The 757-nt window shown below is 75.6% G+C and carries 1 protein-coding gene and 1 pseudogene; both read left to right on the forward strand.

Annotated features, from left to right (window positions below):
• A pseudogene (locus tag ESO86_RS17980) lies at positions 1-273 on the forward strand (cysteine desulfurase-like protein); the annotation flags it as partial.
• Between the two features lie 56 nt (positions 274-329).
• Positions 330-757: isocitrate lyase/phosphoenolpyruvate mutase family protein (locus tag ESO86_RS17985; protein ID WP_207207230.1), on the forward strand; the 428-nt coding region annotated here is incomplete at its 3' end.

Genomic DNA, 757 nt, shown 5'->3' on the forward strand with positions numbered 1-757 from the left:
CTCGCCGACCTGCCCGGCACGACCGTGCACGCGCGCGCCTCGCGCCGGACGCCGACGCTGCTCGCCACCTTCGCTGGCCACGAGGCATCCGTCGTCTCGGACGCGCTCGCCGCCGACCGCGTGCTCGCGCCGAGCGGGAACTTCTACGCCCTGGAGGCCTCGCGGCACCTGGGCCTCGGCGACGCCGGCGGACTCCGCGTCGGGCTCGCCCCGTACACCGACGACGAGGACGTCGACCGCCTGGTCGCCGCGCTGCGACGCGTCGTCCGCTGACGCGCGAAACGGGGTGTTCCCTCCGCCGGGGCGCACTCGGGCCCTAGTCTGGAGGCATGACCCCCGCCGAGTACGGCGTCGAGCTGCGTCGACTGCACCTCGACGACGAGCTGCTGCAGGTCGTCAACGTGTGGGACGTGGTGAGCGCGACCACCGTCGCCGCCCTCCCCGAGACCCGCGCGCTCGCGACCGCGAGCCACTCGATCGCCGCCCTGTTCGGGTACCCCGACGGCGAGCACATCCCCGCCGACCTGATGCTCGACATGGTCGGGCGCATCGCGCGCGCCGTCGACCTCCCCGTCAGCGCCGACCTCGAGGCGGGGTACGGGAACCCCGGCGAGACCATCCGGCGCGCGATCGGCGAGGGGATCGTCGGTGCGAACCTCGAGGACCGGCTCGAGCCGCTCGCCGACGCGGTGGACGCGGTGCGCGCGGCCGTCGCCGCGGCCGACGCCGAGGGCGTCCCGTTCGCGCTCAACGCGCG

It is taken from the genome of Agromyces binzhouensis (assembly GCF_004135055.1).
Taxonomy (GTDB): domain Bacteria; phylum Actinomycetota; class Actinomycetes; order Actinomycetales; family Microbacteriaceae; genus Agromyces; species Agromyces binzhouensis.